Origin of the sequence: Desulfotignum balticum DSM 7044, assembly GCF_000421285.1 — a bacterium.
GTDB lineage: Bacteria > Desulfobacterota > Desulfobacteria > Desulfobacterales > Desulfobacteraceae > Desulfotignum > Desulfotignum balticum.
Window position 1 is genome coordinate 520,735 of the sequence record NZ_ATWO01000001.1, and the last position, 15,793, is coordinate 536,527.

The 15,793-nt window shown below is 52.1% G+C and carries 15 protein-coding genes; 13 read left to right on the plus strand and 2 right to left on the minus strand.

Going from position 1 to position 15,793, the window contains the following annotated elements:
- Positions 1-3 precede the first annotated feature (3 nt).
- The 13 genes from K365_RS0102785 to K365_RS0102850 all read left to right on the plus strand — a co-directional run bounded on the left by K365_RS0102785 (position 4) and on the right by K365_RS0102850 (position 14,373).
- Entirely contained in the window at positions 4-459 is a 456-nt protein-coding gene (locus K365_RS0102785; RefSeq protein WP_024333412.1) for a hydrogenase iron-sulfur subunit, read from the plus strand.
- Between the two features lie 49 nt (positions 460-508).
- Complete coding sequence (locus K365_RS0102790; protein ID WP_006964143.1) at positions 509-1,177, plus strand: methylenetetrahydrofolate reductase C-terminal domain-containing protein; 669 nt, start codon at positions 509-511, stop codon at positions 1,175-1,177.
- The gene (locus K365_RS0102795) at positions 1,174-2,106 is read left to right on the plus strand and encodes a methylenetetrahydrofolate reductase (RefSeq protein ID WP_006964142.1); all 933 of its coding nucleotides are present in this window, start codon (positions 1,174-1,176) and stop codon (positions 2,104-2,106) included. Before K365_RS0102790 ends, K365_RS0102795 begins: the two co-directional genes overlap by 4 nt.
- Positions 2,107-2,147: 41 nt before the next feature.
- Complete coding sequence (locus K365_RS0102800) at positions 2,148-5,222, plus strand: CoB--CoM heterodisulfide reductase iron-sulfur subunit A family protein (protein WP_024333413.1); 3,075 nt, start codon at positions 2,148-2,150, stop codon at positions 5,220-5,222.
- 40 nt (positions 5,223-5,262) lie between these two features.
- Positions 5,263-6,030: a hydrogenase iron-sulfur subunit gene (locus K365_RS0102805; RefSeq protein WP_024333414.1), complete on the plus strand. Its 768-nt coding sequence runs from the start codon at positions 5,263-5,265 to the stop codon at positions 6,028-6,030.
- 27 nt (positions 6,031-6,057) lie between these two features.
- On the plus strand, positions 6,058-6,573 hold the full coding sequence (locus K365_RS0102810; protein WP_024333415.1) for a complex I 24 kDa subunit family protein: 516 nt from the start codon (positions 6,058-6,060) through the stop codon (positions 6,571-6,573).
- Between the two features lie 9 nt (positions 6,574-6,582).
- Complete coding sequence (locus K365_RS0102815; protein WP_024333416.1) at positions 6,583-8,514, plus strand: NADH-quinone oxidoreductase subunit NuoF; 1,932 nt, start codon at positions 6,583-6,585, stop codon at positions 8,512-8,514.
- A 6-nt stretch (positions 8,515-8,520) separates the two neighbouring features.
- Positions 8,521-9,132: a 2Fe-2S iron-sulfur cluster-binding protein gene (locus K365_RS0102820; protein WP_024333417.1), complete on the plus strand. Its 612-nt coding sequence runs from the start codon at positions 8,521-8,523 to the stop codon at positions 9,130-9,132.
- Positions 9,133-9,300: 168 nt separating this feature from the next.
- Positions 9,301-11,247, plus strand: a complete 1,947-nt coding sequence (selB, locus tag K365_RS0102830) for a selenocysteine-specific translation elongation factor (RefSeq protein ID WP_024333418.1) — start codon at positions 9,301-9,303, stop codon at positions 11,245-11,247.
- A gap of 89 nt (positions 11,248-11,336) precedes the next feature.
- Positions 11,337-12,221 (plus strand): transporter substrate-binding domain-containing protein, encoded by an 885-nt coding sequence (locus tag K365_RS0102835; RefSeq protein ID WP_024333419.1) that lies wholly within the window; start codon positions 11,337-11,339, stop codon positions 12,219-12,221.
- A 32-nt stretch (positions 12,222-12,253) separates the two neighbouring features.
- Positions 12,254-12,982, plus strand: a complete 729-nt coding sequence (locus K365_RS0102840) for an amino acid ABC transporter permease (protein WP_029724895.1) — start codon at positions 12,254-12,256, stop codon at positions 12,980-12,982.
- A gap of 6 nt (positions 12,983-12,988) precedes the next feature.
- Positions 12,989-13,648, plus strand: a complete 660-nt coding sequence (locus K365_RS0102845) for an amino acid ABC transporter permease (protein ID WP_006964132.1) — start codon at positions 12,989-12,991, stop codon at positions 13,646-13,648.
- Positions 13,645-14,373, plus strand: coding sequence for an amino acid ABC transporter ATP-binding protein (locus K365_RS0102850; protein ID WP_006964131.1), 729 nt, complete (start codon positions 13,645-13,647; stop codon positions 14,371-14,373). The genes K365_RS0102845 and K365_RS0102850 overlap by 4 nt, the downstream gene beginning before the upstream one ends.
- Before the next feature lie 20 nt (positions 14,374-14,393).
- Here K365_RS0102850 and K365_RS0102855 read toward each other — a convergent pair whose 3' ends face one another.
- Positions 14,394-14,609 carry a hypothetical protein gene (locus K365_RS0102855; protein ID WP_006964130.1) on the minus strand — a complete coding sequence of 72 codons (216 nt, stop codon included), beginning with the start codon at positions 14,607-14,609 and terminating at the stop codon, positions 14,394-14,396.
- Between the two features lie 44 nt (positions 14,610-14,653).
- A complete protein-coding gene (locus K365_RS0102860; RefSeq protein WP_024333421.1) occupies positions 14,654-15,793 on the minus strand; it encodes a double-cubane-cluster-containing anaerobic reductase in 1,140 nt (379 codons plus the stop codon).

Consider the following 15,793-nt stretch of genomic DNA (forward strand, 5'->3'; position numbering starts at 1 on the left):
GTTATGCAGGATACATCAACGAAAGAGGCGTTTGAACCCAGAATCATCGGTTTCTGCTGTAAATTTTGTGCCTATGCCGCCGCCGACCTGGCCGGATCCATGCGAATCTCCTATCCGGCCAGTGTCAAGATCATCCAGGTGCCCTGCACCGGCCGCATTGATATGATCCATATCCTTAAATCACTGGAGGATGGTGCGGACGGGGTCATGATCGCCGGATGCCTGGAGGGGGAGTGCCATTTTCTCCAGGGCAATTTCAAGGCCAGAAGCCGGGTGGAAGCGGTCCGCCGCATCCTGGCACAGATCGGCATGGAACCGGACCGGGTGGCCATGTTCAACCTGTCATCCGCCATGGGGCCAAAATTTGCTGAAATCACCGCACAAATGACCGACCGCATCCGTCAACTGGGACCCAGCCCTGTGGCGGCCGCCGGGAAGAAATCCAGAGATGCCGCCTGAAAACCGGAACAACGGGTGTGAGATAATCCAACAACCAGAGGAATGACCCATGATTATTGCCAGCAAAAAACCCATCGAAGAGATCATACAGGAGATAACGCCCTATTCCCGCATCCTGATTCTGGGGTGCAACGAATGTGTTACCGTGTGCGAGGCAGGGGGCAAAAAAGAGGTGGAAGTACTGGCTTCGGCACTCAGGATCTTCTGCCTGTCCCAGGGCATTGAGAAAACCATTGGCGAACACACCCTGGAGCGCCAGTGCGACCATGAGTACTTAGAAGAGATCAGAAACATGGTGGATGACTATGATGCCATTGTATCCCTGGCCTGCGGGGTGGGGGTGCAGTTTGCCGCAGAAAAATACCTCACCATGCCGCTGCTGCCCGGGGTCAACACCGTCTGTCTGGGGGCCAACGAGGACAGAGGTCTATGGACCGAGCGGTGCCAGGCCTGCGGGTCCTGTGTACTGGCCCGCACCGGCGGCATCTGTCCGGTGTCCCGGTGCGCCAAACGGGTGCTGAACGGTCCCTGCGGCGGGTCCACAAACGGCAAGTGTGAGATCTCCAAAGACACCGATTGTGCGTGGCAGCTGATCATCGACCGGCTCAAAGCCCTGGATAAAATGGATGATTATGAGGCCGTCGCCCCTGTGAAAGACTGGTCCAAAGACCGGGCCGGCGGCCCCAGAACCGTAACCAGGGAGGATGTGAAGATATGAGCAAATATGTTAGCAGCAGCAGACTGGAGCGCATTTTAAAGGCAGGGCACTTAGGGGTTACTTCAGAGTGCGGGCCTCCCAGGGGCAGTGATGCGGAAGAGGTTACAAAAAAAGGTCTGCTTATCAAAGATTATGTGGATGCAGTGAATGTCACGGACAACCAGACCGCCATGACCCGCATGTCTTCTCTGGCCGCCTGCATCCACCTCAAGCTGCTGGGCATAGAACCGGTGCTCCAGATGGTGACAAGGGATAGAAACCGGGTGGCGTTGCAGAGCGATATCCTGGGAGCGGCTTCCTTTGATATTTCCAACATGCTGTGCCTGTCCGGAGACCACCAGAGTTTTGGTGACTGCGCCCGGGGCCAGAACGTCCATGACTTGGATTCCATGCAGCTGGTGCAGACCGTGCGCCACATGCGGGATGAAGGAAAGTTTCTGGGCGGTGATGATATCAAGCGGCCCCCGAAAATTTTTGTGGGGGCGGCAGCCAACCCTTTTGCCGATCCCTTTGAGATCCGGATACCGCGCCTGGCCAAAAAAATCGCCTGCGGAGCCGAATTCATCCAGACCCAGTGCATCTACAATATCGACAAATTCAAGGAGTGGATGCGCAGGGCTTCTGACCGGGGATTGACGGAAAAGGTTTTTATCATGGCCGGCATGACGCCCATGAAGTCCGTGGGTATGGCCAAGTACATGAAAAACAAGGTGCCGGGCATGGATGTGCCCGATGAAATTATCCAGCGGCTGGCGGGCGTGGAAAAAAAGCACCAGGCCCAGGAAGGCATCCAGATCTGCGTGGAGCATATCCAGGAACTCAAGGAAGTGCCCGGAATCGCGGGGTTTCACATCATGGCCATTGAATGGGAAGAAAAAGTGCCGGAAATAGTTGAAAAAAGCGGGCTTTATCCAAGGCCTGACATGTAATTGCTTTGTTTTTATAGCGCTTTGAAAAGGATGGTAGAACTGTGGAAAACAAACCTTTTGAAAAAAAAATCGGTGACGTACTGGTGGTCGGCGGCGGGATCAGCGGTATCCAGGCATCCCTTGATCTGGCAACGGCTGGATTTAAAGTTTATCTGGTGGAAAAATCCCCGACCATCGGCGGTAAAATGGCCCAGCTGGACAAAACCTTTCCCACCAATGACTGTTCCATGTGCATTGAATCTCCCAAGTTTCTGGAATGCAGCCGGCATCCCAATATCGAGATTCTGACCATGACCGAAGTGGCATCCGTTCAGGGACAGGCCGGCGATTTTACAGTGACCGTTGAAAAACGGCCGAGATATGTGGATGAGGATAAGTGCACGGGCTGCACCAGTTGTGCGGAATACTGCCCGGTGACCATACCGGACCCGTTCAACCAGAATATATCCCGGAACAAAGCCGTCCATATGTATTTTGCCCAGGCGATTCCGCTTACCCCGTATATTGACGAGAAATGCATCTTTCTGGAAGATGAAAAATGTACCATCTGCCTGGGTATCTGTAAAAACGATGCCCTGGATTTTAACCAGACACCGCAACAAATATCGCTTCACGTCGGTGCGGTCGTTCTTTCTTTAGGGATGGACACCTTTGATCCGGCAATTAAAAACGACTATGGCTATGGCATCATGGAAAATGTGGTGACCAGCCTGGATTATGAACGCCTCCTGTGCGCTACCGGTCCTTATGACGGCGAGATCCTGCGGGCTTCGGACAAAAAACACCCCCGCAGAATCGCCTGGATTCACTGTGTGGGATCACGGCGGGTCACCCAAGGGCATAACAGCTATTGTTCCGCCGTATGCTGTACCTATACCCAGAAACAGGTGATCCTGACCAAGGATCATGATGAAGGGGCGGAATGTACCATTTTTCACAATGATATCCGGTCCTACAGCAAGGGATTTGAACGGTTTTACCAGAGAGCGGAAAGCCTGCCCGGCATCCGGTTCATCCGAAGCTATGTGTCTGTTGGCAGAGAGATCCCTGAGACAAAAAATATCACTTTAAGATACAGCACACCGGATGCCGGTGTTATCGAAGAAGAATTTGACATGGTGGTCCTGTCTGTCGGGCTGGTTCCGCCGGCCGGCTATCAGCAGCTGGCAGAAAAATTCGGTATTGATCTGAATGCCCACGGATTCTGCAGCACCCGTCCTGAAAATCCGGTGGAAACCTCCAGGAAGGGCGTGTTTGTCGCCGGTGCCTTCCAGGGCCCCATGGATATCCCGGAATCCGTTTTTTCCGCCAGCGGGGCCTGCGCCCGGTGCAGTGAAATTCTTTCCTTTAGAAAGGGCAGGCTTTCCAGAAAAAGGATCTATCCCAAAGAAAGGGATATTTCCGGGGAAACACCGAAAATCGGCGTATTTGTCTGTCACTGCGGCGCCAATATCGGCCGGATCGTGGATGTCCCTTCCGTGGTCGATTATGCCCTGACACTTCCCCATGTGGTACATGCCCAGGAACAGCTGTTCTCATGTGCCACCAATTCCGCCCAGCAGATAACGGACACCATCCGGGAAAAAGGGCTGAACCGCGTGATTGTTGCCGCCTGCACCCCCAGGACCCATGAGCCGGTATTCCGGGATACGCTCCGGGAAGGCGGGATCAATCAATATCTTTATGATATGGCCAATATCCGGGAACATTGTTCCTGGGTGCATTCAAGGGAAAAGGAGGATGCCACACAAAAGGCAAAAGATCTGGTCCGGATGTCGGTGGGCCGGACAAAAAACCTTGAGCCGCTTCAGGAGTTTGATCTGCCGGTCAATAAGACCGCCATGGTGGTCGGCGGCGGAGTCGCCGGTATGACCAGTGCGTTAAGCCTTGCCAGGCAAGGGTTTTCAGTTCATCTGCTGGAAAAGGAAAACGATCTGGGCGGTATGGCGCGGCGGATTCATACCACATTGGATGGTATGGATGTCCAGGCATTCGTGAAAACTCTGATCCGGGATGTTTACCAGAATCCACGCATTCATGTTTCCCATGACGCCGTCATCACGGGGGTTTCCGGTTATGTGGGCAATTTTACCACCACCGTGGTAACGGAAGGCCGGACAAAAACCATTCAGCATGGTGCGGCCATCATTGCAACTGGTGCCGCTGAATATGAACCCGATGAGTACCTTTACGGCAAAAATGATTCCGTTATGACCCAGCTGGCGCTTGAAGAAAAATTGTCCAGCCGCGATCTTCAACTCATGGATGCACAGAGCCTGGTCATGATTCAGTGTGTAGGCTGCCGGAATGAAGAGAGAAACTACTGCTCCCGGGTCTGTTGCACCCATGCCGTAAAAAATGCCCTGGCACTTACAAAAATCAATCCGGAAATTCGGATCCATATTCTGTTCCGGGATATGAGAACTTACGGGTTCAATGAAGATTATTACCGAACCGCATCGGAAAAAGGGGTTAAATTTATCCGGTATGACGTTACCGATCAACCGATAGTGGAAAAGGTTCGGGAAAACGGCGGAGACATCTTACGCGTTACCGTTCCGGATCAAATTCTGGGCAAACGGCTTGAGCTGGATGCGGACTTTGTGGTCCTGTCCGCTGCGGTTGTTCCCGCACCCGATACACATAATATCGCCGGTTTATTCAAGGTGGCCCTGAGCCCGGAAGGATTTTTCCAGGAGGCCCATGTCAAACTCAGGCCCGTAGATTTTGCCGCTGAAGGGGTGTTTCTGTGCGGCACGGCCCATTATCCCAAGCACATTTCCGAAGCTGTCACTCAGGCCAGTGGGGCTGCAGGCCGGGCAGCGGTTCTGCTCTCGCAGGATACGGTTACCGCGTCCGGTTCCGTATGCGAAGTGGATGAAGACCTGTGTGTTTCCTGCGGGGCCTGTATTACCGCCTGTACCTACGGCGCCATTGAGTTTTATGAGACGAAGAAAGGTAAAAAAGCGCGTGTCATTCCTGTTCTATGCAAAGGGGACGGCCTATGCAATGCCAAATGCCCCACAGAAGCAATTCAGCTGAAGCATTATACGGACGAGGAGATTTTATACCAACTGGATGCGGCATTTCCGGAACTTGAGCCGGCCGACTGCTGAAAAAGACCCACTATCTGACAATTCAAAAGGATCATATAAAATGGAAACTAATTTCAAACCCACGATCATCGGATTTCTGTGTAACTGGTGCTGCTATGGCGGCGCTGATCTCTGCGGTGTTTCCCGGTTTCAGTATCCCCCTTATCTTCGGGTGATCCGGGTCATGTGCTCCGGCAGGGTCGATCTGAAATTTTTGGTCAAAGCCTTTTTAAACGGCGCAGACGGCGTATTCATAGGCGGCTGTCATCTCAATGACTGCCATTATAACCCGGAAGGCAATTATGATGCCCTGATCACCTCCAGGCTGTGCCGGAAACTTCTGGGTCATACCGGAATCAATCCGGACCGGTTGAGACTGGAATGGGTCTCCGCGGGTGAAGGCATCCGTTTTGCAGAAGTGATGAATGATTTCAGTCAAAAAATCCGTCAACTCGGGCCGCTGGGCACCAGTGAAGAGATAGATAAAAAAGATCTGGTGTTGAATCTGAAGGCCGCCATGAAACTGGTCCCCTTCATCAAGCTGGTGGAAAGAGAAAAACTCAGACTGCCCGACAGAACCGAGGCGGGTGTCCAACAATTTCTGGAAAGCAATGTTCTGGATCAATGCTTTGATAAAACCATTGCAGATAAAATGATCATGAGCCGGATTCTGCTGCTGTTGAAGGAAAAACCTCTGACCACCAGTGATATTTCCGGACACCTGGGACTGAACCCGTCTGAGGTTTCCCGTCATATGATCACCTCCTCCCGGCACGGCATGGTCAAATACGATACAGCCAGCAACTGCTATGAACCGGCCGGGGCATAACCAACCAAATTTTACGGGAAGCATCCGATGGAAATAGAAAGCGCACCCGCCGGGGCAATGCCCGGCATCAAACTTAGCAGCAACGCAAATGAGTTACTTAGAAGCGTGGATCAGATAATCGAGAAGCACCATGGCGAGGCCAGCAATCTGCTCCAGATCATGCTGGACATTCAAAGCGAGAACAACTGGCTTTCCAAACAGGCCCTGGCCCGGGTCAGTGAAAAACTGTCCGTTCCCATGACCCGGATTCAGCATATTGCCACATTTTACAAGGCATTCAGTCTGGTGCCCAAAGGACGGCACAAAGTGCATATCTGTGTGGGCACGGCCTGTCATGTCAGGGGCGCCACAAGGATTCTGGACACGGTGGAGGAAGCCACGGGTATCAAGCCCGGAGAGACGGATCTGGATCTGAAATTCAGCCTGGAGACGGTCAACTGTCTGGGGTGCTGCGCCCTGGGGCCTGTGATGGAAGTGGACGGCAAGGTTCATGGAAAAATGTCACCGGTCAAGGCGTCCAAAGCCTTGAAAACATATGAATAGGGGAAAATTATGGCACGGTTAGAAACGCCGGAAGCGTTGGAAAGTTTTCGGCAGGAGATATTGTCCCGAAGAGATCCTGACAGCCCCTGTGTGTCCATTTGTGCGGGAGCCGGGTGTGTGGCATCGGGTGCGGATGAAGTCATTGCCGCATTTGAAAAGGAGATCGAGGCAAAAGGGTTGTCCGCCACAGTGTCCACCAAAGGAACGGGATGCCCGGGATTCTGTGAACAGGGCCCCGTGGTGGTGATCTATCCCGAAGAGATCTGTTATCTTCAGGTGCAGGCCAAAGATGTGCCCGAGATCGTGGCACAGACCATTAAAAACAAACAGGTGGTGGAACTGTTGTGCTTTAAGGATCCTGCCACAGGAAAGCGGGCCGTCAAAGAATCGGATATTCCGTTTTACCGGTCCCAGCAGCGCACGGTGTTATGCAACAACATCAAAATCGATTCCAAACGCATTGAAGATTACCTGGCTTTGGGCGGATATGCGGCCCTGGCCAAGGCCCTGGGGCAGATGACCGATCTGGAAGTACTGGAAGAGGTGAAAAAATCCAATATCCGGGGCCGGGGCGGGGCCGGGTTTCCGGCCGGCCGAAAATGGGAAGGTTCCAGAAATGCAAAAGAGCCCATCAAATATGTGATCGTGAATGCGGATGAAGGTGATCCCGGCGCGTTCATGGACCGGGCCCTTCTGGAGGGCAATCCCCATTCCATCCTGGAAGGACTGATTTTAGGCGGATATGCCGTCGGCGCCCATGAAGGGTATTTTTATGTGCGACAGGAATATCCGCTGGCCGTGAAAAACATTCATCTGGCCATCCAGCAGGCGGAACATTACGGGCTTTTGGGAGAGAACATTCTGGGGTCCGGCTTTGACTTCAAGGTGATCGTGCACCAGGGGGCCGGGGCGTTTGTGTGCGGAGAATCCACGGCCCTGATGACGTCTCTGGAAGGCAAGGCCGGAGAACCCCGGCCCAAGTATGTCCGGTCCAATGTCAAAGGATTGTGGGAACGGCCGTCGGTTTTGAACAACGTGGAAACCTGGGCCAACATCCCCTTGATCATCGACAAAGGAGCGGACTGGTTCACCTCCGTGGGCACGGACAGCTCCAAAGGCACCAAGATCTTTTCCCTGGTGGGAAAAATCACCAACACCGGTCTGGTGGAAGTGCCCATGGGCATGACATTACGGGAAATCATCTATGATATCGGCGGCGGGATCCCCAACAACAAGAAATTCAAGGCCGTTCAGACGGGCGGACCTTCCGGCGGCTGTATTCCCGAACATCTGCTGGATCTGCAGGTGGGATTTGACGAACTGACCAAGGCCGGGTCCATGATGGGGTCCGGCGGCATGATCGTCATGGACGAAGACACCTGTATGGTGGATGTGGCCAGATATTTCATCGCGTTTCTCACGGATGAATCCTGCGGCAAGTGTGTGCCCTGCAGAGAAGGGCTGCGCCAGATGCACCGGATTTTGACCAATATCACCAAAGGCAAGGGTAAACAAGGCGATATCGAACTGCTGGAGGAACTGGCGGAAACCGCCGTGGAAGCGTCCTTGTGCGCCCTGGGAAAAAGTGCGCCCAATCCGTTTTTAAGTACGTTGAAATATTTCAGAGAAGAATATGAGGCCCATATTAACGACAAAAAATGTCCGGCCCTGGCCTGCAAGGAATTGATCAATTTTTACATTGATCCGGACAGATGCACAGGCTGCGGCACCTGCCGCAAGCAGTGCCCGGCTGATGCCATAAACGGAGACAAGAACCTGATCCACATCATTGATCAGGATAAATGCACCCGGTGCGGCACCTGTTTTGAGGTGTGTCCGCCGAAATTTTCTTCCGTGGTCAAACTGTCGGGAGACCCCGTGCCGGACCCCGTGCCCGAAGAAGAGCGCACCATCCGGAAAAAGATTAAAGAGAAAGGATAGGCCATCATGGGTGACATACAATTTGAAATCGATGGACAGACCGTGACAGCAGTTCCGGGCATGACTGTTCTGGAAGTGGCCCGGAAACATGGGATCTATATCCCCACTTTGTGCCATCATGAAAAACTGGAGCCGTTCGGCGGCTGCCGGCTGTGTATCGTTGAAGTGGAGGACCGGGGCTGGACCAAGTATGTGGTGTCCTGCGTATTCCCGGCAGCCGGCGGCATCATCGTCAGAACCCGGTCTGAAAAAGTGGACCGGCTGCGTAAAACCATTCTTGAGCTGCTCATGGCCCATGCACCGGATGCGCCTCAGTTGGTAGAACTGGCAAAAGTTTACGGGGCAGACCCCAACCGGTATGAAAGCGATCCTTCTTTTTGCATCCACTGCGGCCTGTGCGTGCGGTATTGTGCGGAAGTGGCCCGGAAAAATGCCATCGGATTCGTGGACCGGGGCATCAACAAAGAGATCAGCTTTGTACCGGAAATTGCGGCCCAATACTGCAATGACTGCAAGGAGTGCTTTCCCTTGTGCCCCACCTCCTATCTTCAGGCGGCTTATGTGCTGGCTCAGGCTCTTTCGTTCTCTGAGCAAGGAGTTCAAACAATGAACACGTGAAAGCCGAAGATGAATGAGGATAAACCGCAATAGCAACCAAAGTTTGGGGGCAATGGTGCTGGGCGCCCCGCGGGCTTCAAACCCGTTGGCCCGGTCTGCAAAACCGGGAGGAGGTTCGATTCCCCTTGCCCCCTCCATAAACAAATCAGGGCGCATTGAAAACAATAAATGGTTGAAAAGTATGTCACAATAGGGATTGCCGGGCACGTGGATCATGGCAAGACATCCCTTGTAAAATGTCTGACCGGGACGGATACGGATCGTCTTCAGGAAGAAAAACGGCGGGGATTATCCATCGAGTCGGGCATCGCGCAGTTTAAGTCCAATGGTTCCAATATGCAGATGGCATTCGTGGATGTACCGGGTCACACGGATTTTTTAAAAAATACCATCCGTGGATTGAGCGGCGTGGACATGGCGATACTGGTTGTCGCCGCAGATGACGGACTGATGCCGCAAACACTGGCACATCTTCACATCCTCAATTTCTTTGAAGTTAAAAACGGATTTATCGTCTTGAGCAAATGCGATCTTGCGGATGACGAGATTTTATATCTGGCGGAACTTGAAATCAGAGAGGCATTGGAAGGTACCTTTTTAGATGAAAAGCCAATTATTCCGTTTTCGGCGATCGATAAAAAAGGGCTTCGTGAAATTGAAAAATGTATCATGGAAACCGCGAGAGAAATCCAGATCAAGGAATCATCGCTGCCGTTCCGTTTATGGATCGATCAGGTCAAAAGTTTTGCCGGTATCGGAACTGTGGTAACCGGAACCATACAGTCAGGAACACTGAATCAGGGAGATACCCTTCATCTTTTGCCGGCTGGTATTGAAACCAGGGCCCGTTTACTGGAGATGCACCATGATAAAGCCGATGAAGCTGTTGCCGGGCAGCGTGTCGGCATCAACATCCCCAAGGTTCCGGTTAAAGACGTAAAAAGGGGCATGGTCCTTTCAGTGCCGGCCGCGGTCCATCCAACCTATCTTTTGAATGTGGAAATCAGGCTGCTTGAAAATGCCGGAAAACCGGTTAAAAACCGGCAGCGGGTAAAACTCTATCATGGCACTTCCGTGACAAATGCCATGATCGTTTTCATGGAACAGGAACATCTTTATCCGGGCGAGAAAGGATTTGCACAGGTCAGGTTGATGAAATCCGTTCCCGCGCTGCCTGGCGATCCTTTTGTCATCGGCATTCTCAATATTCAGACCGTTATCGGTGGCGGCAGGGTTCTTCAGATATGCCGGGAGAAAATCAGACGCAATAACGCTGGTGCCACCTGTTCACTCATGAAGGCGGTCCACGAAAATGACATCAGGGCGTTTGTCACGCATATTTTCAAATTAAATCCCTCGACCCTGATGACATCCAAAAAACTGGCCAGATATTTCTTTGTTGGTGAGGCGGCAATTGAAAAAGAAATTCTGAAAGGCGTGAGAAGCGGTGAAATTCTTTTATTTGAGGGTCAGGGTTTTTTCGAAAAAAAACAATATCAGGCGTTGAAAAAACAGGTGCCGCCGGTCGTAAAAAAGATTCTGACGGAGAATCCTTTAAAAGTGAAGGCGAGCTATGAAGAGATAAAAGACAGGTTGTCACCCCGGCTCAACGATGCCCCGTTTCAAAGAATGATTGCCGAGCTGTTGAATGAAAAGAAAATCATCAAAAGCGGGGGTGGATTTCAGGTTCCGAATTATACAGCCAATCTTTCAAACGACAGGGAAAAGCTCATCGTTCTGTTGGAGGATTATGCACAAACTTCCTGGCTGGTGCCCTTCAGCGCCCATACATTCTGGACGTTACATAAGATGACATGCAGCCTGAATGAAGTTCAGCGGGTGCTTGACTATCTGCACACCCAAAAAAGGCTGATTCGACTCAACAACAGGCGGTTTATAACCCACGATGCCATGGCGGTTATCAAAGAAAGAGTAAAAAATTTGATCAGATTAAAAGGCGGTCTTACGATCGAAGACGGCAAGGAACTGCTTGGGTATGGAAGAACGGTGGGAATACCTGTTTTTGAGTACCTGGATTCAATCAAATTTACCCGAAGAAAAAATGATATGCGTGTTTTGACCGACCCGGAAATTGAACAACAGACTGATGCTTAAATGACCTACTAAAAAATCAATATGAAAGGGTTCTGGAGGAATAACCCGAAGTTAACCCCATAACCATGTTAAAAACAGGAGAATTGTGTATGCGAGTAAAAAAACGACTGGCCCTTGGTATTATTTTGTTTCTGACTGCAACCGTGTTTGCCGGTTCGGCCGTGGCTGAACCCATTCTTGAAAAGATTGAACGGACCGGTGTGGTCACCATGGCCTTCCGGGAAGGGTCCGTTCCTTTCGGGTATATGAATCAGAAAGGGGAATGGATCGGGTTCGGTCTGGACCTGGGGTATGAAATCCATCAGGCCTTGGAGAAAAAATTGGGCAAAAGCGTCGAACTGGTGAAAAAGCCCATGAATCCGAAGACCCGGATTCCTCTGGTGGTCAATGGTACGGTGGACATCGGTATCGGTTCCACAACCATTACCCTGGAACGGGAAAAAGTGATCGACTTCAGTCTGCCCTATTTTTTGACCGGCACCCGGCTGCTGGTCCCCAAAGACAGCCCGGTCAGGGATTTTCCGGATCTTGCCGGAAAACGGGTCGGTATGGGCAGCGGCTCCACCGCAAATATCAAAGGCCTTGACAGGGCCATTGCCCAGGGACTGATCGAACCGGAATGCCGGAAAATGCTTTTTGAAGAACACAACAAGGGTTTTCTGGCCCTGCAGCAGGGAAAAATTCATGCCTATTTCACGGATGCCAGCATCCTGGCCGGTATGAAAGCCAAGGCAGAAAAACCTGATGACTGGGAAATTGCGGGCCGGTATCTGACCTATGAACCGTATGGGCTGCTTTTGCCGGAAAATCAGGGGGAATGGCGTGATTTTATCAATGAAACCCTGGTTCAGATTATCAAAAGCGGAAAGTTCATGGAAATTTATGACAAATGGTTCGGCCCGGATGGCGAGGTACCTCTGGAAATGGGCGACGAATACAAGGCATTGCTCAAAGCCTTGAGTTTTCCGGACTGATACACTGAAATTGACAGGACGGTGGGACGGATATGGGATTGTTGAACTATAATTTTGACTGGAGTGTCCTCTGGCGGGCCCCCTATGGGCAGATGATGATACAGGGTATTTTTACCACCGTCCACCTGTCTCTCATTGCCTGGGGCCTGGCCCTTGTCCTGGGCATTTTGATCGGGGTGTTGCGGACCCAGCCATGGGTTCCGGGCCGGATTGCAGGCGCAGTCTATGTTCAGGTATTTCGCAACACCCCGTTTCTGGTGCATCTTTTTTTCTGGTACTATGCAGCGCCCTTGATTCTGCCGGTATCCGGACAGCAGTGGTTGTACGACAAGGTGCCGAATTATGCGTATTGGGCCGGAGTGGCCGGACTCGGGATGTACACGGCGTCACGGGTGGCAGAACAGTTCCGGTCCGGTTTTTCTTCCATCCCCGCAGATCAGTATCGGGCCGCATATGCCTCGGGGCTTCGGACCTTCCAGGTGTACCGGTGGGTCATTATCCCCTATGGATTCCGGCTGATCCTGCCCACCATTACCACAGAATTTCTCACCTGTTTCAAAAACTCCGCATTGACCATGACCATCGGTGTCATGGAAATCACCCACACGGCCTATTATATTGATTCTTTTACCTGGCATGGCCTGGAAACCACGACGGCTGCCAGCCTAGTGTATCTGACCATCGCCTGGATAGTGATTGCCGTCATGGGGCAGGTGGAAAAACGGGTTTACATCCCCGGCCAGATCCGAAAGGCGGGATGATCGGTCATGGATGTGGATGTCATTGTCAGAAATGCCCCATTTATTTTCGGGGGGCTGTATCTTACCGTACAGCTTGCCGTTTTTGCCATCGGCGGCGGGCTTGTCTTAGGCATTCTTCTGGGGGCTGCCCGATTGTCCCGGCAGCCATGGCTGTATTATCCTGTCAGTGGCTATGTTCATTTTTTTCGGGGACTTCCGCTGCTGCTGGTCATTTTCTGGCTTTATTTTCTCATCCCGGTCATCACGGGCCGCAATCTCAATGAATTTGCCGCGGCCGTCATCGCGTTCATTGTATATGAAGCCGCCTATTTTTCCGAAATTGTCCGGGCCGGTATTCAATCCGTCTCCAGGGGCCAGCGGATGGCGGGACTGTCCAGCGGCATGACCGGCGTTCAAACGTTGAGACATGTTATCCTGCCCCAGGCCCTGCGGACCATGGTGCCCTCCCTGGTAACGCACAGCGTGGTCATTTTCCAGGATACCTCTCTGGCCTATGTCATCGGGCTGCGTGAGTTTCTGCGCCGGGTAAATCTGGTGGATGCCAGGGAAGCCCGGTCCCTGGAACTCTATCTGTTTGCGGGTCTGGTATATTTTATCTTATGCTCTGCCGGTACTTTCACCGGCAAACGGCTGGAGCGCAAAAACCGGGAAAGGAAGGTTCGATGATCGAAATCGAAAATGTCAGCCTCTGGTATTCCAAACAAACCAGAGTGCTTTTCAATATTGATGTCCGCATCGGTCATGGTCGGAAAGTGGTGATCTGCGGTCCCAGCGGATCCGGGAAAAGTTCGCTTCTGCGATGTATCAATGGGCTGGAACGGTTCCAGGAAGGCCGGATTCTTGTGGATGGAATTTCCGTACTGGCAAAACAAACCGATATCCATGAACTGAGGGCCGGCATCGGCATGGTATTTCAGCATTTTGAGCTGTATCCCCATATGACGGTTCTTCAGAATATCACATTGGCCCCGGTCAGGGTGCGCAAAAAATCCCTTGCTGACGCGGAAACCCATGCCCGGAGTCTCCTGGAACGGGTCGGCATCCTGGAACATGCCGCCAATTATCCGGGTGAGCTTTCAGGCGGGCAGCAGCAGCGGGTGGCCATTGCCCGGGCCCTGGCCATGGAACCGAAACTGATGCTGTTTGATGAACCCACATCCGCCCTGGATCCGGAAATGATTCAGGAAGTCCTCGATGTCATGACGGATCTGGCGAAAGAAGGCATGACAATGGCGCTGGTGACCCATGAGATGGGCTTTGCCAAAGAAGTGGCCGATGAGATCATTTTCATGGACAAAGGCCGGATACTGGAACATGCCGATACTGCATCATTTTTCGACAATCCCCGGCATGACCGGACCCGGCAGTTTTTGAGCCGGATTCTTCGATAAGCGCCTATGTATGAACATCATTAAATTGCTTTTTCAAGGGTTGAAAGAAATTGCGGCAGATTGAAGTCGTATTTTTTTGCCACATCCCGGATCGTCATGAACAGAGAGGTACAGCAGATACATTCGCCGGCCTGTTCATCAAAGGATTTGAACACGGCAATCGTGTCCGGATGGGCGGATACGACATCCAAAATGGTCATATCCGGATGGATGTGTATGTCTGTTTTTTCGGTCATGATATCTCCTTTGCGGCGAATACTGCGAATACGGCGAAAAATTTTTATATCATCTCAATGAAGGCCTGAATCCGGACCCGGAGCTGCTCCGTGTCTGATTCGGAATAATCGGTTTCAATGTGCAGGAACGGCAGGTTGAAGTCCTCCTGAACCAGGCGGGATATATGAAAGGATTCGATATTGTATGTGTGGCAGGCCTGCCAGGTCAGGTCCACCACGCCGTCAACGGAAAATGCCGGGATCATTTCTTTGAGCATTTCCATACGGCCCGGGTTGGGACTCATGACGGAACAGGGAATGGCCAGATACTGATCGGCCAGGGCCGTGACCGGGTCGATGGTGTCATCCACCTGAAAAGCCTGCTTGTATCCGCTGCAGTTTTCAAGGGCCACGACATTGGCACCGCACTGTTCCAGGATTTTCACCACCTTGTCCGACCCGAGCCCGACAGGCACGCCGGTCAGCAGAATCCGGGGGGTGGTGTTTGTGTAGGGACTCTGGTTTTGTTCAATCAGTGTCAGACAGACATCTGAAATTTCATCCATCAGGGAGATCCCTTTTTCCTTGTCGGCAAAGAATCCGGTTTTGAACAGGATTTCAACCAGTTCCATGCCCGTCAACGGAGAAGGGTTGGCTCTGGTGATGTCCATGAGCCGTTTTTTTGCCTGTCGTTCCCGGTTCATCAGGCGGATGGCGGCAGAGATTTTTTCCGGCGTGATCTGACGGCTGGTCCGGTTTTCAAGTACCGTGATCAGGGTTTCGATTTCCGCTTTCCAGGGTCCAAGGGACAGGGCAGGAACCTGATTCTGCGGCAGCTGCAATACGTGGACCGGTTTGAGGTCGGACATGATCTCAAACATCTTTTTTTTCCCGTCACACGTGGTATCCGCCACAATCATGTCCGAAAACCTGAAAAAGGGGCAGGTGTCTGTGGCGGCAAATCCATAGCTGCTTTTGATCAGCGGACACAGGTTTCTGGGTAACACCTCTTCGGCCGCATCAATGGGGTCCTGGCGGGTGCCGCACAACGGCAGCGGAATGGCATCCGCTGCCACGGCCAGCTCAGTGGGGCCGTACAGGCAGTAAAATCCGATGACATGGTTACCTTTTTCCTTATGGGCTTCGATGTCCATCAGGTTTTGTTCCGTGATCTGCTGAATTTTTTTGAACAGGGCCTGTTTCAT

Excerpts from the sequence above, each read along its gene's own strand:
- K365_RS0102785 (WP_024333412.1), top strand. The coding sequence starts at position 4 with ATGCAGGATACATCAACGAAAGAGGCGTTTGAACCCAGAATCATCGGT.
- K365_RS0102790 (WP_006964143.1), top strand. The coding sequence starts at position 509 with ATGATTATTGCCAGCAAAAAACCCATCGAAGAGATCATACAGGAGATA.
- K365_RS0102795 (WP_006964142.1), top strand. The coding sequence starts at position 1,174 with ATGAGCAAATATGTTAGCAGCAGCAGACTGGAGCGCATTTTAAAGGCA.
- K365_RS0102805 (WP_024333414.1), top strand. The coding sequence starts at position 5,263 with ATGGAAACTAATTTCAAACCCACGATCATCGGATTTCTGTGTAACTGG.
- K365_RS0102810 (WP_024333415.1), top strand. The coding sequence starts at position 6,058 with ATGGAAATAGAAAGCGCACCCGCCGGGGCAATGCCCGGCATCAAACTT.
- K365_RS0102815 (WP_024333416.1), top strand. The coding sequence starts at position 6,583 with ATGGCACGGTTAGAAACGCCGGAAGCGTTGGAAAGTTTTCGGCAGGAG.
- K365_RS0102820 (WP_024333417.1), top strand. The coding sequence starts at position 8,521 with ATGGGTGACATACAATTTGAAATCGATGGACAGACCGTGACAGCAGTT.
- selB (WP_024333418.1), top strand. The coding sequence starts at position 9,301 with ATGGTTGAAAAGTATGTCACAATAGGGATTGCCGGGCACGTGGATCAT.
- K365_RS0102835 (WP_024333419.1), top strand. The coding sequence starts at position 11,337 with ATGCGAGTAAAAAAACGACTGGCCCTTGGTATTATTTTGTTTCTGACT.
- K365_RS0102840 (WP_029724895.1), top strand. The coding sequence starts at position 12,254 with ATGGGATTGTTGAACTATAATTTTGACTGGAGTGTCCTCTGGCGGGCC.
- K365_RS0102845 (WP_006964132.1), top strand. The coding sequence starts at position 12,989 with ATGGATGTGGATGTCATTGTCAGAAATGCCCCATTTATTTTCGGGGGG.
- K365_RS0102850 (WP_006964131.1), top strand. The coding sequence starts at position 13,645 with ATGATCGAAATCGAAAATGTCAGCCTCTGGTATTCCAAACAAACCAGA.
- K365_RS0102855 (WP_006964130.1), bottom strand. The coding sequence starts at position 14,609 with ATGACCGAAAAAACAGACATACACATCCATCCGGATATGACCATTTTG.
- K365_RS0102860 (WP_024333421.1), bottom strand. The coding sequence starts at position 15,793 with ATGAAACAGGCCCTGTTCAAAAAAATTCAGCAGATCACGGAACAAAAC.